This window comes from Akkermansia sp. BCRC 18949 (assembly GCF_045011645.1).
GTDB classification, from domain to species: Bacteria; Verrucomicrobiota; Verrucomicrobiia; order Verrucomicrobiales; family Akkermansiaceae; genus Akkermansia; species Akkermansia massiliensis.
On sequence record NZ_CP123619.1, the window covers coordinates 1,865,910 to 1,883,104 of the forward strand.

The 17,195-nt window shown below is 56.9% G+C and carries 23 protein-coding genes and 1 tRNA gene; 2 read left to right on the forward strand and 22 right to left on the reverse strand.

Annotation, left to right across the window (positions count from 1 at the left end; translation table 11 throughout):
* Positions 1 to 65: 65 nt before the first annotated feature.
* The 13 genes from P8A25_RS07760 to P8A25_RS07820 form a co-directional block, all read right to left on the reverse strand.
* On the reverse strand, positions 66 to 263 hold the full coding sequence (locus P8A25_RS07760; RefSeq protein WP_191230150.1) for a hypothetical protein: 198 nt from the start codon (positions 261 to 263) through the stop codon (positions 66 to 68).
* Positions 260 to 523, reverse strand: coding sequence for a hypothetical protein (locus P8A25_RS07765; RefSeq protein WP_191230149.1), 264 nt, complete (start codon positions 521 to 523; stop codon positions 260 to 262). The genes P8A25_RS07760 and P8A25_RS07765 overlap by 4 nt, the downstream gene beginning before the upstream one ends.
* Positions 504 to 1,031 (reverse strand): hypothetical protein, encoded by a 528-nt coding sequence (locus tag P8A25_RS07770; protein WP_191230148.1) that lies wholly within the window; start codon positions 1,029 to 1,031, stop codon positions 504 to 506. Before P8A25_RS07770 ends, P8A25_RS07765 begins: the two co-directional genes overlap by 20 nt.
* The gene (locus P8A25_RS07775; protein ID WP_191230147.1) at positions 1,028 to 1,693 is read right to left on the reverse strand and encodes a hypothetical protein; all 666 of its coding nucleotides are present in this window, start codon (positions 1,691 to 1,693) and stop codon (positions 1,028 to 1,030) included. Before P8A25_RS07775 ends, P8A25_RS07770 begins: the two co-directional genes overlap by 4 nt.
* Positions 1,684 to 2,820 carry a hypothetical protein gene (locus tag P8A25_RS07780; RefSeq protein WP_404838634.1) on the reverse strand — a complete coding sequence of 379 codons (1,137 nt, stop codon included), beginning with the start codon at positions 2,818 to 2,820 and terminating at the stop codon, positions 1,684 to 1,686. Before P8A25_RS07780 ends, P8A25_RS07775 begins: the two co-directional genes overlap by 10 nt.
* The gene (locus P8A25_RS07785) at positions 2,817 to 3,293 is read right to left on the reverse strand and encodes a hypothetical protein (RefSeq protein ID WP_191230145.1); all 477 of its coding nucleotides are present in this window, start codon (positions 3,291 to 3,293) and stop codon (positions 2,817 to 2,819) included. Before P8A25_RS07785 ends, P8A25_RS07780 begins: the two co-directional genes overlap by 4 nt.
* 22 nt (positions 3,294 to 3,315) lie before the next feature.
* Complete coding sequence (locus P8A25_RS07790; RefSeq protein WP_404838635.1) at positions 3,316 to 4,053, reverse strand: hypothetical protein; 738 nt, start codon at positions 4,051 to 4,053, stop codon at positions 3,316 to 3,318.
* Positions 4,054 to 4,273: 220 nt separating this feature from the next.
* Positions 4,274 to 4,705 carry a hypothetical protein gene (locus P8A25_RS07795; protein ID WP_191230143.1) on the reverse strand — a complete coding sequence of 144 codons (432 nt, stop codon included), beginning with the start codon at positions 4,703 to 4,705 and terminating at the stop codon, positions 4,274 to 4,276.
* Positions 4,706 to 4,725: 20 nt separating this feature from the next.
* Positions 4,726 to 5,847, reverse strand: coding sequence for a phage protease (locus P8A25_RS07800; protein ID WP_191230142.1), 1,122 nt, complete (start codon positions 5,845 to 5,847; stop codon positions 4,726 to 4,728).
* The gene (locus P8A25_RS07805) at positions 5,822 to 7,015 is read right to left on the reverse strand and encodes a hypothetical protein (protein WP_404838636.1); all 1,194 of its coding nucleotides are present in this window, start codon (positions 7,013 to 7,015) and stop codon (positions 5,822 to 5,824) included. Before P8A25_RS07805 ends, P8A25_RS07800 begins: the two co-directional genes overlap by 26 nt.
* Before the next feature lie 194 nt (positions 7,016 to 7,209).
* Positions 7,210 to 7,283 (reverse strand) — tRNA-Arg (locus P8A25_RS07810).
* A gap of 47 nt (positions 7,284 to 7,330) precedes the next feature.
* Entirely contained in the window at positions 7,331 to 8,638 is a 1,308-nt protein-coding gene (locus P8A25_RS07815) for a hypothetical protein (RefSeq protein WP_191230140.1), read from the reverse strand.
* Between the two features lie 72 nt (positions 8,639 to 8,710).
* Positions 8,711 to 9,190: a hypothetical protein gene (locus tag P8A25_RS07820; RefSeq protein ID WP_404838804.1), complete on the reverse strand. Its 480-nt coding sequence runs from the start codon at positions 9,188 to 9,190 to the stop codon at positions 8,711 to 8,713.
* Between the two features lie 948 nt (positions 9,191 to 10,138).
* Here P8A25_RS07820 and P8A25_RS07825 point away from each other — a divergent pair.
* Positions 10,139 to 10,462 (forward strand): hypothetical protein, encoded by a 324-nt coding sequence (locus P8A25_RS07825; RefSeq protein ID WP_191230138.1) that lies wholly within the window; start codon positions 10,139 to 10,141, stop codon positions 10,460 to 10,462.
* A 39-nt stretch (positions 10,463 to 10,501) separates the two neighbouring features.
* Positions 10,502 to 10,882, forward strand: coding sequence for a hypothetical protein (locus tag P8A25_RS07830; RefSeq protein ID WP_404838637.1), 381 nt, complete (start codon positions 10,502 to 10,504; stop codon positions 10,880 to 10,882).
* 40 nt (positions 10,883 to 10,922) lie between these two features.
* Here P8A25_RS07830 and P8A25_RS07835 read toward each other — a convergent pair whose 3' ends face one another.
* The 9 genes from P8A25_RS07835 to P8A25_RS07875 all read right to left on the reverse strand — a co-directional run bounded on the left by P8A25_RS07835 (position 10,923) and on the right by P8A25_RS07875 (position 17,138).
* Entirely contained in the window at positions 10,923 to 11,180 is a 258-nt protein-coding gene (locus P8A25_RS07835; RefSeq protein WP_404838638.1) for a hypothetical protein, read from the reverse strand.
* Entirely contained in the window at positions 11,177 to 12,520 is a 1,344-nt protein-coding gene (locus P8A25_RS07840; RefSeq protein WP_404838639.1) for a replicative DNA helicase, read from the reverse strand. Before P8A25_RS07840 ends, P8A25_RS07835 begins: the two co-directional genes overlap by 4 nt.
* Positions 12,521 to 12,540: 20 nt before the next feature.
* Positions 12,541 to 13,221 carry a hypothetical protein gene (locus P8A25_RS07845; protein ID WP_404838640.1) on the reverse strand — a complete coding sequence of 227 codons (681 nt, stop codon included), beginning with the start codon at positions 13,219 to 13,221 and terminating at the stop codon, positions 12,541 to 12,543.
* 3 nt (positions 13,222 to 13,224) lie between these two features.
* Positions 13,225 to 13,749 carry a hypothetical protein gene (locus P8A25_RS07850; RefSeq protein ID WP_404838641.1) on the reverse strand — a complete coding sequence of 175 codons (525 nt, stop codon included), beginning with the start codon at positions 13,747 to 13,749 and terminating at the stop codon, positions 13,225 to 13,227.
* 31 nt (positions 13,750 to 13,780) lie between these two features.
* Positions 13,781 to 14,080: a hypothetical protein gene (locus P8A25_RS07855; protein WP_102752954.1), complete on the reverse strand. Its 300-nt coding sequence runs from the start codon at positions 14,078 to 14,080 to the stop codon at positions 13,781 to 13,783.
* Positions 14,077 to 14,679, reverse strand: a complete 603-nt coding sequence (locus tag P8A25_RS07860) for an NAD(P)-dependent oxidoreductase (RefSeq protein ID WP_404838642.1) — start codon at positions 14,677 to 14,679, stop codon at positions 14,077 to 14,079. The genes P8A25_RS07855 and P8A25_RS07860 overlap by 4 nt, the downstream gene beginning before the upstream one ends.
* Positions 14,660 to 14,974, reverse strand: coding sequence for a hypothetical protein (locus P8A25_RS07865; RefSeq protein ID WP_404838643.1), 315 nt, complete (start codon positions 14,972 to 14,974; stop codon positions 14,660 to 14,662). Before P8A25_RS07865 ends, P8A25_RS07860 begins: the two co-directional genes overlap by 20 nt.
* Positions 14,975 to 15,061: 87 nt before the next feature.
* Positions 15,062 to 16,006: a PD-(D/E)XK nuclease-like domain-containing protein gene (locus P8A25_RS07870; protein ID WP_404838644.1), complete on the reverse strand. Its 945-nt coding sequence runs from the start codon at positions 16,004 to 16,006 to the stop codon at positions 15,062 to 15,064.
* Positions 16,007 to 16,034: 28 nt separating this feature from the next.
* A complete protein-coding gene (locus P8A25_RS07875; protein WP_404838645.1) occupies positions 16,035 to 17,138 on the reverse strand; it encodes a hypothetical protein in 1,104 nt (367 codons plus the stop codon).
* Between the last annotated feature and the right edge of the window lie 57 nt (positions 17,139 to 17,195).

Consider the following 17,195-nt stretch of genomic DNA (forward strand, 5'->3'; position numbering starts at 1 on the left):
CTGCGGCGTGACGTTGCGGTTAGAAAAGGTGGGATTGTATGTAGTAGCCCTGATGCTGGAAATGATTAGTAAATGATGGATGCCTTGCCGTCGGCTTCCAGTTTATCGGCGAGTTCTTTTGTAGCACGGATGCGCGCCCCTTTCAAGAAGGTTGAGCGCCCTATCCTCACTTCTTTGGCGAGGATGAGGATATTCGTGTCGATGACGGCGGCCTGCTCCGTCTTCTTCTCCGGTTCGGTGTTGGATGTAGTTGCTTTGCTCATTTGATGTCAACAAGGTTGAGGGTTGCCAGAGCTTCCGCGACGGGCGCGGGAAGTTCCGGGGTGTCGGTTTTCATGGAGAGGCTGAGAATCAGCCCTCCGTCCAGTTCGGCGCGGGTGCGAATGACCCGCACGGCCTTCTTGTCAGTGGTTTTCTTCTTTTCGTTCGGCGTTGCCGACGTTTTGTCGGCGGTTTCGCGGGGATCGACCGGCTTAGGGACGCTCTTCCGCACGGCCTTCTTGTCAGTTGTGGGTGTGTTCATCGAATTTCGGATGGTTTCTTATGTTGATGTTGACCGGGACACGGTAATCCACGGTCAAAACGTTCATTTGGCGTTCCTCTCCGTCAATGCGGGCGGAGGAAGCGAAGCGGCCCTTGACCTTTCCTTTCATGGAGGCGGAAGCGGCAAAGGGAAAAGGGTTCCAGTCCCAAAGGGTTTCCTCAATCAGGTCGCCCAGGGCGCGCAGATAGTAATCCGGCGTCAGGCATTCTTTCGGGAACAGGGATGCGTTGTGATAAATGGCGGCGATGATGAAATACTGCCGCCACATGGTCGGGACGGCGGTCTGGCCGTGCCCGTCCTGGTATTCGGCAGCTTCTCCGGGACACACCAGAACAACGCCGTTGTTTCCCATGGCCGACATGATGATGTCATTGGCGGCGTACTGGGGGTCGAAGGGCCGTTCAAAGATGTGGCAGTTCAGCGCTCCCAGGCTCTTGAGGCGTTCAATGATGCGCCGGCACATGGTTTGGTCGATGGATGGGATCATGATGCATTTCCGATGTTGGCGAGGTAAGTTTCCGCGGCGCGCTGCGCCATCCGGTCCATCGTCGGGAGAATGCCCGGCGTTGGCGGGATCGTGACTTCACGGCACAGCACGTAGAGCACGTCGCCGGTTCTGGCTCCCTGCCGGAAAAGCTTGCGGGCCGCTTTCTTCCCGGTGGAGGACTGGGCCGTCTTGAGAATCAGGACACCGGTTACATTTCCATTCCGTCCTCCATTTTTGGAGGGGATGAATTGCAAGTCCTCTTTACGGAAGCCTGCGCTGTAAATGCTTCGGGTCCCTCCATGCCCTCGTGGCGCGTTGATGGTGGGGATGGCGAGGTTCTGAATCGGCTTGCCGGTGACTTCCGAAGTGCGTCCGGTGGGCCGCAGCGGGCCGCCCAGGTAGCCCTGCGTGCCTATCCAGTGCAGGCCGATGCCGCGCCAGGCAATGGAGACGCTGACGCCTTCGGCGGTTTCTTCCATGCTGGTGGCGTCCGCCGCGGCGTCGTAGTAGTCCTTGCCCTGCTGGCGCAAGGTCTGCTGAATCATCAGACTGAGGGCAACGCCCGCCTTGCGGATGGCGGTCTTGTGCAGGGCGGCGGACGGCGCCATGTCGGCAAACGCGCGGTTAATCGCGGATTGGTCGATGTGGACGGTTACAGCCATTTGACGGGTAAAACGTAAGGGGTTGACAGTTCCACATTGAGGGCTCCGGCGACGTCTTCCACTTTCCTGACGTGCCCGGAGGTAATGGGATAGGTGAATTCCCCCTCTTCCTTTGGGGAAACGGGGATATACTGGCGGGAGGACGCGGCGGCCACGTCTGCGGGCCGGGCGTACCAATCACCTTCCGGCTCGGAAGCCAGACGGTCCAGCAGGCGGTCGAGGTAAAGTGATGCCAGCGTTCCGGCCACGGCTCCCCCGGCTGCCGCCAGACGGAACGCCTGGGCCTGACGCAGGGGGATCTCTTCTGGGAAATCCCCGGACAGGACTTCCGCCAGTTCCGCGTCCGTGTAAGGGCGCGTCCCGTTCGGGTCGGTGTAGGCAAAGGTGGTATTGCGGTCGTTCTCGGTTTTGACACGCACGGCGTCTTTTAGGATGCGGCGGATCCTGTTCCTGTTGGATTCCGTCACGCCTTTGGCGTTGCTTTCCAATGTGGCGTTGAAGCTGGCAGGAGCAGGACGGACGCGCGACACGTCTAGCCCGGCCGCGCGGGCTTCTTCGGCGCCCACGGGGGCGATGTTCATGCCGGACAGGTAGTCAAAGGGCGGGTAAGGCGTGCCGAACCGCGAGAGACGCACCCAAATATCGGAGGACGCCAGCGCATAGCCGACGATCTCGCCGCGGATGAAGCCGGATGATACCGCTTCCGTGGCTTCTTCTTCCAATCCGGCTCTGGCCCGGTTCCAGCGTTCGGCCCAGTAGCGGGGATCCTCCCGGCCCTGGGAGCGGTAAAATTTGAAGGCGGCCGTGCTGTCGTCCTGTGTCCAGTTGTACCAGTTCCGATACCCGTGGGCCATGGCCGCGTTGGTTTCCATGACGACCTGGATGCGGAGCCAGGAGGACAAATCCTGAATGCCGCCCTGCCCTGTCTCCGGAGGACGATAGCCTTGCTGGCGCAGGGTTTCACGGATGGCCTGCTGCGCTTCTTCGTAGCTCAAGGCGCCGGCAGCGACCTTGTCGGCCTTGTCCTCAAAGTCGGACAGGATAACGCCGGGCTCCACGCCGGACACGAAAAAGGCGCGTTCGGCGTAGTCGTTGGCGATCATCTCCATCTGGGCGGCGGTCATCATCGGTAGGTGCTTCGCATGGGGTTGAACCAGGGGCGGCGCGTGTAGCGCGGCATCATGTAGGCGGGGTCCGCGGGTGCGGAGCCGTCCACGCTTTCCGGCAGCATTTCCCCGCGTGCATAGCGGGCCAGCATCTCATCAGCCGATTCGGCTGCCTTCTGGCGCGTTTCGGTCAGGTTGATCTGGTAGCGCAGGTAGAGCTGCCGGATGATCAGCGGCCACGCCAGGGAGCGCATGCTCTGCGGGATGTCGTACATCCCGCTGTTCTGCAGCGATTGCCGCAGGGCGAGGTTGTTGGCCAGCGCCCCGCGGATGGTCATGCAGACATCGTTGACCGCCTCCATCATGACGTCCCGGTAGTCCAGGCTGCGCAACTCCCCGGCTTTCACCAGGGCGTCGCGCTCCGCAGTGTTGAGGCCGAGGAGTCGGTCGGCTTCATCCGTAGTGATGGTGGACCAGGCGGGAAAGGCGGACATGATGGAGGCGGGTTGGCGTGGGTTAAGCCGTGGCCGTCGCGTCGATGCGGACGATGGCGGACGGGTTGGTCAGCTTGGTCAGCGAGTAGACACGGTTGGTTACCAGCGTCAGAGCGGGAGTCGGCTTGTATTCCGTGATGACTTCGCGGCGGAGCTTGCCGGACAAGCCAAACGTCTTGATGGCAGAGGCGTCGAACTGCGTCGGGGATTCTTCTTTGTACAGGACATAGACTTCGTTCTCCATGATGGTCTTGGCGTCGCCGGAAGCGTCGCGGTAGGGCATGGCTGCGATGTAAATATCCCTGATGGGCCGAATCAGCGCATTGCGGAGCAGGTCTTCATTGAAGAGGCCGACGCTGTTGAATGACACCACCTGTCTGGCAATGGGGTTGGCTCGCAGGAGCTGCCAGGCGTTGATGCCAAAGACGATGGTATTCGGCATGCGTCCGGTAGCCGCATTGATGGACAGGATTGCCTTGTCGAGGTCCGCCAGCGGGTTCTTCTGTTCGTTGGCCCAGTCCCCGTACCCGGCTGCGGCAGGCAGCTGGCTGGTGATGAGCTTGGCGCGTTCATACTCATACGAGGTCACAAACTGTGATTCGATAAGCTTGTATTCCGCCAGGGTGATAGCCTGCGCCTTTTCACGGTTGACGCCCAGCAAGGCATCCGGAATCGGCAAGGTCAAGCCGTAACCCTGAAGGGTGTCGGTTTCGTTCCTGCCGCGCAGGACGGTCTGGCGGGGAGGCTCGCCCGGTCCCACCTGGATTGGCTGGACCGTGAATGCCGAATCCGTGTCCCATACCTTGTACTGGAAGTTAAGGTCGTAGACCGGGACGATCGGCGCGATGCGGCTGATAATGGAGTTCTCTTCGGTATTCCCGGAGCCGGCTGAGTAGGCGGTCAGGATATCGGTGAACTGGACGGCTGAGCAAAATGGAGTAGCCCTTGTTTTTTGGTCTTTCTATTGGTTGGGGTTGATGTTACGCAGCCGCGACCTGGTAGGAGGGGACGAAGCCGATTTCCACCATGCCCTGTTCCCACTGGGCGTGAATCACGCGGGCATAGACGGTTTCACCGCTGGCGGCGGCCTTCCATGCTCCGTTGGCCGTGATGGTGAGGGGCGTTCCGGCGTTGATCGTGCCTGGCGTGTCGGAAAGAGCCGCCTTGATCAGGCCGGCATACATGCCGACGAGGGCGGCGACGCAGGTTCCCTGGTTGGGCTGCCCTTGCAGGACTACGCCGAGCAGTTGCGTCTGCGTAGGGATGGCGGACAACGGCGTCCCGATAAACTCGGGGATGTCCGGGTTGGCGGTCAGCGCTACGACGGTTCCTTCCTGTCCGCACAGGTCAACACCCTCCGGGGTGTTGAAATAGACGATGGCGCTTTTCTGGGTTACATTGAGTGATGGCATTGGTTTGTATCAGGTTGGGGTTATCGTTCGGAGGTTGCAATGTAGCCTTCTTCGGTGGCTTTCTGGAAGGCATCGTACCGCTTCATGCCGCCCTTCATCAATTCGTCCACGCGGTTCCGTAATTCGTCGATGGATTCCTTTTTGCGGAACGGATTGGGCGGCGCCTGGGTGGCGCGGCGGTTCAAGGACGTTCTCCCAGTTGGATTTCGGAGGCTTTCGTCAACAACGTCATGGGGCGGCTTTGACTTCGCGGACCGATTGAGAGCCTTGACAAAGGCGCCCAGTGCGGCCGGACTTTCCCGGAGAGAGTTTTTCAGCTCTTCCCGGCGTTCTTCCGTGAATTCCTTGCGTTCTTCCTCGTCCAGCTCGTTTTCATACGTGCTGACGGCGGCGTCCACTTCGGCGTTCACGTGGTCTTTCTCCCGCTTTTCCAGCGAGAGCAGTTCATCGAGGCGTCCGAGGATGTCCCTGCTCATGTCGTCGGTGCCGTCAAATTCGACATCCAGCTTGTCAAGCATGGAATCGAACAGGGCCCGCTGGGCCTTGTCCATTTCCTTGGACGGATATTCTCTATCGTCGTTTTCCATATTGGTTTCTGGGTTGTTTTCCCCCTGTTCGGGGCTTTGTTGTTCGCCCCCGGCCTCTGTGGAGGCGGGGGAAGTCTGTCGGTTGACCAGAGGACGCTTGCCCTTGATGCGGGGCCGGTTGGTCAGGGCGAAGCCGGCCAGCCGTGACGGGTGGTAAATGCCGTCGTTAAAGGTCATGCCCTCTCCATACTCAGTGGAGGATTGCGTATATTCTTTGTCGGCCAACATTTGTTGCCCGCGCGGCGTCCATTCAATGAAGCCGTACAGCTCCAACGCGCCGGAAGGATCGCGGTAGGTGTCTAGCCGCTTGAGCCATCCGAGAGCACGAGTGTCGCGTGAAAGGTCATGGCTCAAGTGGTCGCCGTCAATGAGCATGCCGGGCCCGTCAAAGGTGCGGGAGTTGAATTCGTCCACCATGGACTTGATTGCCTGCTCGTCTATGCGGAGCACCGCAGGCCCCTCGCCGTAGTCGACCTCATGATCTCCGCTTTTCTCGACGTGGAACCAGCCGTTGGCGGGATTGGACAGGTCATTGATTTGTTTGGTACTGATCATCGCTAAATCCTTTCATGAGCCCGGTATAAATGAGCTGCTGCAGCTGTTCGTAGGCGTCGGGCGGGATGCGCGCGCCTTCCGGTTCCCGGTTGACGGCAGCCGCTGCGGGAGCGGTTTTCCTTGTGTCTCCGATGGACATGCCGATCTTTTTCTCGATTTCGTTTTTCTCGGGACGGACGCCTCCATCCATAAGAGCGGCAATTTCCTCGGCCTTCTGCAGCGGCGTCTGAACGGTGTCAAAGGTGATTTGGAGGCGGGCCAGCGGTTCGCCGTCTCCCAGCACCAGCGGGCTGATGGAGGCGTTAAAAGCTTCCGCCACCTTGGAGCACACGGCGGAGACCACCGAGTTCCAGCTGTCCGTATGGGCAGACCCGGCCAGCGTGCCGGAACCCGATTCATTCAGAACAGTCAAGGTTCCTGCCATCACAAACCGCACCTGATCCTTGTCGGCCATGTTGATGCGAGAGAGGAAGTAGTTTTCGTTGATGGAGGACGCTTTGAGGGGTTCCGCCCTTGATCCGGGAGGTGTAACAATTGACGCTCCCGATTTAAGCTCTTCGCACGCACGTTGCAGGGCATCCATAACGGCGGCGCTTGCTTCCCTAGGAGCTTCAATGATGGCCGGGGCGGAGCCGTAGCGGTCCATGTGGTTGTCCCAGACCATCTTGGCGTGGTTGCGCTCAAAGGATGCGCGGGAAGCAGGGAACAGGATGGGGTAACGGTGCTCCATCACGACGAGTGTTTCGTCTTCTACGCTTTCGCCTGTGTCAACGCCAATGTAGCACTGGGGGTTGAACTGCCATTCGTTCAGTTCTCCGGGCCGCACCCAGTAACGCTGGGGAATGAATTCAAACCTCCGGCCCCAGGCGTCCTCAATATATTGGAGGTGGGCGTAGCCGTAGAACAGAGCGGAGGCCAGATGCCCGAAGGACTGCTGAAGTCCGTTGACGGAGTTGTAGAATTCTTCCAGGGCGTTTTTCTGCTGCTGGGCTTCCGGGCTGTCGTCCGCGGCGTCAATCTTCCAGCCCTGCATGGAAACGCTTTCGATTAACCGGGAGTAGAGCATGCCCAGAAGTCCGTCCGAGTAGATAACCTCGTCCCAGATGAGCATTTGCCGCGCAAAGGCGCCGCGTCTGGCTTCGTTGCGTGCATCGATAAGTGTTTGCAAGCCGGCGCCCTGAAGAGGGTCCCAGTATTCAAACCATTGAGGGCGGCCAGGAGTGCGGCTCCGGTCCGTCAAGGCTTGCCGGGCGAGGTCTGTTTCCAGTTCCTTGATTCTGGTCTCCTGTTGGGCGACCAGCTTCGGGGCGTTGAGGATATTTCGGACGGCGTTAAACCTGCGGCGGGAGGAAAGGAAAAGGTTGGTTGCAGGGGGAGGAGTTGGACCTCCGACATGAGGACAGGAACCTCATATGATACCGTTTCACCACCCTGCGATTGAATATATATCAACACATATAGATATGTTGATGTATTGTCAACCCTAATATCTGCCGATAGCGCGTTTTTGTGCCGGATGTCTGGCATACCACGCTCCAAGCTCCCGGACAAGCCCGCTGTGCCGGCGCGCGTGCCAGGCCATGACGAGCGCGTCGGCACGGTCGGGAGAGCGGACGCCGCGCTTCGCCATGTCCTCCTTACTCTCGATTTTGACGCGGCCAATCGCGTCCGTCTGGACGCGCGGCGCGACAAGCTGCTCAATGGTGTCCTCATCAATGTCGAGGATGAGCTCTTTTTCCTCGATCGCACGTGCCAATGCTCTCCATGCCTGGGCGCGGAGGTTGACAAAGGCCTGCGTATCGTCGGAAGGAAATCCGCCCCGGTAGGAGTGCACCGGGAATCCTTCGGCTCGGAAGTCGTCAATGATGGGAAGCCCTAACCCGTCGCCATCCGCGAAGATGCGGTCGGCTGGAATACCGAGCTCGACGGCCTTTCGGCGGAACCGTCCCCGCGCTCCGACGGTGTCCGGGTCTGCCCAGTGATCAGCAATGAAGAATCGGTTGCCGTGCCCGGCAGCAAAGACGTTTTCGTCTCCGCCGGCGGCGAAGTCAAAGCCGCCGCAGGTCTCCCCGGTGTCCAAAAAGGGAGGCGGGTTATTGAACAGCTCCATAAGGGAGCGGCGGGAAATGACGGACTGTCCGTCTAGGTCCGTGAATTCTCCGAGGATGGCGGAGCGGTAGAAAGAGGATTGCTCTCCGTACTCTTTTTTGATGCGTTCTGCCTTGCCTGGGTCGTTGATCTCAATATGGGGGCAGTCCTCGTACTTGACGCGGATTTTGTAATAGAGGGATGAATTTTTGTGGAAGCAATCGTAGAAGGTACCGGAATCTGCACCCGGCGACGAGGTGATGAATGCGTGGAAGAGTGTGCATCGGGAAACCGCGGTGAAGATGGGGTCCGGGATGGTCTTGGCTTCGTCGAGGACGTAAAAAACCGGGTCCACGTCGGGCGAGATTTTCGGGTGCCATCCTTCCGCGCGTCCGGCATTGTCGGTGGAGAACCCCACGGCAAAGCCGCCTTCGGGCGTGCGGATTTCCGTCTTGTTGAAGGTCCAGCCCGCAAAAAAGGGATTGTCCATATAGCGGCGCAGCGCCGGAAAAAGCTGCTTTTCCACCTGTATCCAGGACGAGGATGTGACGGGGACCTGTCCCCGCGGAAAACAGGTGAGAAAGTACAGGATAGCCGGCGCAATGCAGTTGCTGGTCTTACCCGATCCGTTGGGAGCCACTAGAGCCACGCTTTTCCCGCCCAGGGCAATCTTGCCGAGGGATAGCGCCTTGATGGCCTCCACCTGCCAGGGATAGGGATCCAGGCGGAGGATGTGGCGAAGGAAGAAGCTGACGGGGAGATATGGCCTGATGTACTACGGATTGAGTTTGCCGGCGATGGTTTCCAGCGCGGTTTTCTCGTCTTCCTGGAGCTGGGCCAGCTGCTCGGGGTCCAGGGTGATCTTGCGTTCCAAGGGCGCCCCAGGAACGCCCGCTACATCCTGCCGGACTCGGTCGCCGAATTTCTCCGGGGCGAAGCGGGCGGCCACTTTCAGCCGCGTTTCAATGGCGAGCTTCTTGGCAGCGACGGAGGCGGATCCGCATTCGGGGTCGAGGGCAACCTGGGCAGCGGCATCTGACAAAGACTGACACTCGTCGAGCATGGCTTCTGACTGCGCTTCCCGCGCGCGTTGAATGAGTTTACAAAACTCTTCCCGTTCGTGCCTCCATCTCCAGACAGTTAAAACCTCCGGCATGTGATCGTCCGAGCAAATGGACTTCATCGTTTCCCCGTTGGCTAAACGGGAGGCTATCTCGTCGGCTAATGCCTCCGTATAGAGGCTGGGCCGTCCTATTTTCTTGTTGGCGGTAGGTGATTGCTTCTTTTTCCTGCGGGTCTACTCTAGAGGACAAGTAGCTAGCAAATCAAGCACTCTGTTTGTTCATTCCTTTCTGGGCCCATTGACAAATCTGACCCTCTCACATATACAGATTTTGTGAAAAAGTGTCCTATATGCGGCAAGGATGTTCCGCCGCGCTACGGAGCGCGGGAAAGCGTATACTGCTCCCGCGCTTGCCTCAAGGCACACTATGACGCCGCCTGGGAAACTATCACCTGCCCCGTGTGCGGAAAGGAATTCCGCGCTAAAAAACTCTTTCGGCGGAAACATTGCTCTTATCCTTGCGCGAATGCAGCCCAGAAGGGGCGGAAAATCACGTCAGAAGCCTTTCAGGAGGCTTGCAAGCATCGGGGAGTTCCCGGCCCCAGGAAGCACCCCAGAACAGGGAAATTTGAGACAAATTGCCATGCAAAGATATGGCTGCTGGAATCCCCGGATGGAGAGAAAGTCACGGCTCGGAATCTCAAACTCTACATGATAGACCGGTACGGCGAAGAAAAGGGGAAAAAGGTCTATAAGCTCCTGGTTTGTGCTGCACAACGCTTCCGCAAAAGTGGACATGGCAGCGGCGCCGGATGGCGGGTACTTGCCGCCCCTGCCGTCCCGAAGGAATAAAAAAGGGCAGCCCCGAAGAACCGCCCTTTTTAAGGGAATGAGCGTTTCCGCTCGTGCTGATCTTGTGATCGTTTTAATCCACAGCCCCGGAGGGCTGACGTGTTCCTAGAAAGAACGAATCCCTTCTCTCATATTCTGCGCCAGGCCGCAAGCAAAAACGGAATGATAACTTTTTTCATTTTTTCTCTTGCGTTACTATAAATTTTATAGTAACTTAATTTTGTTGACGGGAGGTAAGGGACCGAACGAAGACATAATCCAAACAACAAAACTAGAAAGAACAAGACAATGAACGATAACAAAATCATCACCACGGAAGACGGAGAAGAAATCAACCTGACTGCTCTTGAACGTGAATTCGGCAGCTACGAGTTTGAAGGCAAGACTTACTATGCAACGCGCCAAATGGAATACACCAACAGGGTTTTCCCTGGCTCCTACGCGGACAAATACGAGGACGGCAGCTACATGGAAGAATGGTCTGCTCCCGGCTATGATGCAGAAGGGAACAAGGTTAAAATCTTCATGACCTTTGAACAAATGACGGGCGAAGAAATTGATGGAGAAAACCTCAACTGGACGCAGGACGCTTCCCGCGTTGAAGCTCGCTAAATAACCTCTAGGGGCGGCGAAAGTCGTCCCTTCCCCGCTATGACTACGAAAGAATTTGTGGAGTGGATTAAAACCACCTACAGGGAAAAAACCTTAAAAGAGTCCACGATTGTAAGATGGATCCGGAAAAACTTTCTGCCAGAAATATCAATCGTGGTGAAACGTATTGAAAACCCCATGATCAATAAAAGCTCCAATGAGGATAAAAAAACTGCCGATGTAAATGCACAGAAATTTATCGCCTGGGTACAGGCTCGGTATCAGCTCGCCAACAAAACATCCGCCGTCAAAAAGGCATCCCAGATACTTCGTGTCTCAGAGACCATCGTTTGGAAGTGGCTCAGTGGAAAAACGGAAAGCCCCGCTTCTACTGTTTTGCTTATGGAGATGATTATGCGACATGGACTTCCCGATGAATAGCCCTATACGAGATTCCAGGGGCTATACGAGATTCCAGGGGCTATTTCCTGGGATGGTAGTTGATCTCTCTGTACGATTGCCAATCACACGTGATGATGGTGCCGCATAGATGGATGCGGGAAACAATGGCCGGGCCTAAATGAGCTTCCAGTGCGGCGGGGCTGTAGTTGGCAATGATGATTGTCGGCTTGCCGTTCTTTTTGGGGTCTACCAGGAGCGTCAGCCGGAGCTTGTAGGAGCCGGGCTTTCCGCGCCGCGTCGGCTTGTTCTTTCGCAGGGATGGTTTGGGGGGTCTCATTTGTTGTTGGTGGTAGATTCTTCTTCGTATTTCGTCAACTCGGCCGTCCACTTGAACGGGATATGCCCCATACGCCCAAAGCGATTTTTGCCAATAATCCACTGCGCTTCTGTGGGCGCGTGCTTGTCCGGGTTATACATCCCGGGCCGGTGGATCATGATGATCTGGTCCGCGTCCTGTTCAATGGATCCGGAGTCGCGCAGGTCGGAAACAACCGGCTTTCCCTGGGACTTGCCTTGACGCTTTTCCACGTCGCGGTTGAGCTGGGCCAGCACCAGGACGGGAATATTCAGCTCTTTTGCCATAGCCTTCAGGCCAGCCGAGATTTCAGAGACTTCCCGTTCCCGGCTCCCGCGGGCCTGCTGGGACGTGGAGCGCACAAGCTGCAAGTAGTCTACCCCGATGCACTTGACACCGTGTTCCCTTACCATCCGGCGCCCGCGGGCCTTGATTTTTTCGATGGTCAGGGCGCTTTCATCGTCGATGTGCAGCGGGGCATCCGTGATTTTCCGCACGGCAGCCGTGAAATGCTGTTGCTGTCCGACCGTCATCGGCTTGCCGCGGCGAATGTCGTCGGAATTGATGCCGGCCATGCCGTAAAGAATGCGCTCCAAAAGCTGGGCTTTCGGCATTTCCAGGCTGAACATTCCCACAGGGGTTCCTTCCAGGCAGATGTTGGTCAGGATGTTGACCAGGGCAGCGGTTTTCCCGACGCCGGGCCGGGCGGCGATCACAATCATGGCGCCGGGCTGCAACCCGTCCAGGGTCAGATTCAGACGGCGGAACCCGGAGGACAGCCCCTTGATGGCGCCGGGGTTCTTCATGCGCCATTGCAGGTTTTCGATGATGGAGCCCACCGCTCCGCGGATGGTTTCGGTTTGCTTGACGCCGCATTTGTCCCGCAGGGAGGACATGCCGCGTTCGATTTCGTCCAGAACCTCTTCCGCGCTTTTGAATTGGTCAACTGCGTATTCTCCTACCTGGCCCGCAAAAGCAAGCAGAGAACGCTTTTTTGCGGCTTCCGTGACCATTTCCAGCGCGGCGTCTGTTTTGTAGCGGGCAAGGGCTCCATAGGTGGCAATCTCTACCACCCCGGCGTGCCCTCCTACGGCGTCAAGCTGGCCTTGGGCCTCCAAGTGAGCAATGACGGTCAGGGCATCCACGGTTCCTCCTGTCTTGGCAATGGTTTCCAGGGCAGCCCAAATCTGTTGATGTGCCGGGAGGCTGAATGTCTGCCGGGAAATGCCTTTGTCCCGGAAGTCCGTAAATGCCTGGGTGCCGTCCATAGCCTGGGAAAGCACCAGTTTTTCAGCGTCAATGAGTGTTTGAGAGTCGATCATGTTTTGAAATAGGTTGATTGTTAAAGTTCTTCAAGGTTTGAGTATGGGTCTTTATCTGTTCCTGGCTGTGCTGGATGGTTGGCGGAATAACTGACGGCAAAATTGATGGAGTCAGATTTCCATTTGGCCGCGGTGATGGGAATTTCTCCGCGTTTCCAATCCGTCAAATCCCGTTTGGAGATGTATGCTGTTGCACAATCCGGAATCTGGTCAGGAGCTAACCGAACCCTGCCCGCAAAAGCCGCGGCCCGCAAATGGGCTTCGACTTCCTCCACGGTACACGGAGGGGGTAAGGGGGTATTATTCGTCTCCGTCTCCGACTCCGTCTTAGTGCGCATATGCTGTGCATCTGCTAAGCATGTGCTGTGCATATGTGCATCAGGTGCAGGGTATTTGCTTTTCTTGCTCCGTACCTGCTGCCGGAAGTTGGTCACTTCCAGATATTCCTTTCCATCGACGGAGTACAGGACGACGAGCCGGGCCGCCTCACAGGATTTGAGGCAACGTTGAACGGAATCCTCCCTCATGGAGTCGAGCTTCAGGGGGTACAGGGCAGAGCGCAGGACAGACGGACGGGCATCGAAACGCCCGAAGTCGTCCACAACGGAGAGCAAGCGGCGATAAAATATTTCGGCTTCCCAGCTTAGGGAATTGACCGCTTCACTGGTGATAATTCCTTCTCTGATTATTCTATTTGGCATATACTATATCCCCTCCTTCTCTTTTGCTTCTGCCCCAAATGCAGGTGAGAGCTGTATTTTCCTGCCTTGGACAGTATTGATTTTTAGCGGCTTCTGGATGTACAGGCATGCGGTCAAAAGGCTCCTTTCAGCGGCGTAGTTTGCCTCACGGAAATATCTGCTGTACCGAACTATCCGAACCCGTCCGCCAGGGAGGACATACAGTAATCCCCACCGTTCCGGCAGGTCATCTTCTGTGATGATCCCCGGCTCACAGATGTAGTATCGGCAATACCCCATACCCTTTTGAGGATAGATGCGGAACGGCTTTTTGAGGTCTGCCAAAAAATCCGCCCGGCTGGTTTTAGCCTCAACGAGGATGCTATACGATCCATTGAAACCTATAGCGTCGGGCTGCTCGTTTGTGACGATGCAGTTCGGTTCCGCGATCGCCACCCGGCAACGGGCAGAGCCCATGAGCCAGCGTTCAGCAATTTCGCACAGTTCCCGGTGCGTCCGCGGTATTAAAGATGTTGGTTTACGTGCCATAATCAAAAAAGCGTCAGTTGGGGGTTGTAGTTCATCTCATATCCTCGTCGCCGTATTTCATGTAGTGGCTTACACTCAATTCTTTGGCTATGGATATTGCTTTTTCTCTAACTCCGGCTATCTGGGATAAATTCAAACTATCTTCACAAGTAATGAAAACTGGGGCTTCGTTATCAGGCGTCATGATAAAAAAGTCTATGGATTTTGATCCATCGGAGTTTATCGTTTCATCCTCAACAACTTCATAGGGATGGATAGCTCCTGTAATTCCCATTAAGTCGCGCTCTCTTTTATTGTAAACAGCCAATGCTTTTCTTCTAGTGAGTTTCATAACCATTTGATAGTTGTTTGTTTATTGTAACCTTTAATCCAATGGAACCATGCGTATGCAATGGCCCCGCCTTCAGCCTTGGAGAAATCCCCATTTTTCGCACAGGTCCGCCGCTCGCTGAATACCCACACGTCCGCGGGTGGGGCCATGTCATATAGACGGCGCCGGGCCTTGCCCTCTAAAAACTGGAGGCGCAGAAGCATCCAGACATTGGCTCCATCCTTGACGCAGGCAAGCGCACGCTCGACAAATTCAAGGGCGGTTGCATAGGGCGGATTGGTGATAATATCCACGTCTCCTATCTCGCCATCGTCGAACTCCCATAAGAAATCCTGCACGCAGGAATCAGGACATCCACGGTCAACAATGTCGGTTGCACAGACTTCATGCCCCCGCTCCCGCAGGACATTGACGATATGACCAGCCCCGCAGGCCGGTTCCCATACCCGCTGACGGAGGGGTGCGCCTGCGTTGAGCAGATCCCGAACCATGTCAGGGTGTGTGGCGTAATAGTCTTCCCTCGGCCTTTCCCCGGTGGCGAGATAGGATGCGCCCAACGTGGCACCAAGAGTCCAGTTGTTACCTGTCCAGTCTTTCATTCCCCCTCCTTTCAAACACGATTTCCACCTGTCCACCCCGGCCCAGATCGTGAACTCGGTCAATCCCGGCACAATCCAGCGTCCGGTCGTCAATCCCCATGGCCTTACAGGCTCCGTCCAGGTACGCCTTGCAGCGGGCAAGGCAGTTGTCTGCGTCCGGCTTGTTGCCCTTGTAGTACCAGATCACCCGGTAATGCGTCGGTTGCATCCTCCGGCCATTCAGGGCTTCGTAGGTTCGGCCCCAGGCTATGTTCCGGGCGCGGCGCTTGGCTGCCGTCTTCTTGTAGCCGGCCACAATGGCCCCCCCTCTGCGTGAGAGGGGCCTTGGCGTTGGGCGAGAGTTCCCGCGGCGTGTGGGGCAAGGTAATGGTCAGCGTGGTCATTATGCCGCACCTCCTTCCCATCCCTTCTTGAGCTCCCACCGCGGGATGCGGTAATACCGCGGCAGAGCCACGGCCCCCGGATAAATCCCCGTCGCCACGCACTCGGCGTACTGGCGCAGGGCGGCCATATACTGCCCCCGGTAATGCTCCAAGGCCTCCTGATCCATCCGCACCTCGGAAATGCAGTAAGGGGCTACGGACTCCACGAAAACGAACATGAAATTCCGGCGTGTGCCGAAGATCGCCTCATACAAATCGCAGTACAAGGCAGCCTGCCAGCCGTACCCGTAGCGGGCCATGTCCCTGTCAATCAGGCCGGAATCTTCCACGGGCGTGGAGGTCGTCTTCATGTCGATGATCGGCAAATCGGTATCGTGGGGCAGAATGTCAATCATGCCCGTGATCGTGATAGGAACCGGCGGCTTGTCCGGTGCGTACTCAATGAGCAGCGTCTTGTACATCGCCACCTGGGATTCAAACGATTCCCCCAGCACCAAACCGTGTTCCGTCTTCAAATAGCCGTTGAAAATCCCCATGGCTTGCTGTGCTTCGGCGTATTCCTCCGGAGTCAGGACGGCTCCCCCACGGTCGGCAAACGCCGCCCAGCGAGCTGCTTGCTCGTCGTCCTGCTTTGTCTTGGACACGGAGCCGTTCTTGTTCACACCCGGCAGCCACTCTTCCACGAGATACTGATTCTGGAACTGCTCCGGAGTCAGGGCCAGACAATCCACCAGGGAACCGAAGCGGAACCCCAGGGAAACCTTCTCAATCCCTTCATCCTGCCGGTACTTCCACTTGAATGGATTTTTTGCGAAATCCATCAGCATGGACTTGGAAACGCAATGGGGAATGCCCTTCTTGGAATCGTGGTACGCCTGGGGGTTATCCACCCGTCCATAGGCCACGCCGGAAGCCGCAAAACTCGATAAATCTAAAACATTCATGGTTAAATGCCCTTTCTATCTTGTGCTCTTACTTCCCGGAGGCTCCCACCCAGGCAACCACCTGGTTGAAATTCGCTACCAGCCATTCCAGCGTCTTGGGCGGGAACGTCTCTTCCCGGCTGGCTCCCTGCACGTAGTAAATCTGCCGGCTCTGACAGAACTTCACCACCTGGGGCATGCTCACTCCATGGTCTTGCAGCAGCTTTTCCAGGTCTGCCAAGCTCACGGCAGATTCCGGTTCCAACTTCAAATCATCGGTGGCAGGAGGGGGAGAGGAAACCACTTCCGGCTCAAGAGGCTTTTCTTCCTGCTTGGGAGCCGCCGCCACTGGCGGAGGTACAGCAGCACCCGCAAGAGGATTACCGACCTTCGGCTTCTGCGTTCCGGGTTCCGGAGTGGCATTACGCATTTCTCGTCCGTCTTCCACCTCACCATCGGAAATAATCGTGTCGGTCAGGTGGGAATAAAGCCAAGCCTTGGCCTTGCGTTCCGCCTTGCCGATGATGGCATCCTGGGTCATTCCGTTATTCACGCGGATACAGAACTCAAGAGTCTCGGAATCCGGAACTCCTTTGAACTCCCAGCTCATATCTACTCTCACCAATCCTTCCCGCTCAATCTTCTGGTACTCTTTACCCTGCTTGCTGATGCCGGAAGTGGAAGACTCTTTGATTTCGGCGGGATGATAGACCATTTTCAAGTTGGTCAGGCCATCCAGATTTTTCAGTAGGTAGGTCATGCCTTCCTTGGTCACATACGTGCGACCGGCAAGGATGTTCCACTGATTGCCTACTGGAGAAAGCCCCATGCAGGTGGCTACAATCAGGCATTCCCTGACCGCATCAACGTTATAGGAAATGCCCTCCTTGTACTGTGTCGGCTGGCATTCATCGGTGCGGAAGCCGAGCTGGGAGCCTTTCAGCTTCATGATGGATTCCATGATGGGGGGAGTCAGGGCGTCGCGCAGCCGGTTCATGGCAATGCCCATGTTGATGGCCTTTTCAAAGCTGCCTTTGCAGCTCAATGCCTGCTGGGCTTCCAGGGCCAGATTGTCCAGGCTGACGGCCAGCTCGGTGGACTTGGAGGGAGCCATTACTTTCTCTTGCCGCGTGGCTTCACTTGGTGTATTCATAACTCGTTACTAATTGTAATTTTGTAGGTTGCATTCGTAACAGGCCGGGGACCAGTT